Annotated in this window: 1 pseudogene; it reads left to right on the forward strand. The window is 77.1% G+C overall.

Going from position 1 to position 223, the window contains the following annotated elements:
- Positions 1-20 precede the first annotated feature (20 nt).
- Positions 21-223: pseudogene (locus tag E4K09_RS29240) on the forward strand (Smr/MutS family protein); the annotation flags it as partial.

Here is a 223-nt window from a genome sequence, read left to right on the forward strand (position 1 = left end):
AGCGGCGGCTGTGGTCGCACGTGGCTCGCCACGTGACGCCCATGAAGGGCAAGGCGCTGCCGCCGGAGCCCGAGCCGGACGAGAAGACCGCGACCACCCCTGCCCCGCAGGGTCCCCCGGCGCCCGCCGCGCCCCTGCCCCCGCTGCCGCCCCAGCCGAAGAAACCGGTGGTTCCGCCGCTCGCTCCCGTGGAACGCAAGACCCTGGCAGCCCTGCGCCGGGG

It is taken from the genome of Microvirga pakistanensis (assembly GCF_004458765.1).
Taxonomy (GTDB): domain Bacteria; phylum Pseudomonadota; class Alphaproteobacteria; order Rhizobiales; family Beijerinckiaceae; genus Microvirga; species Microvirga pakistanensis.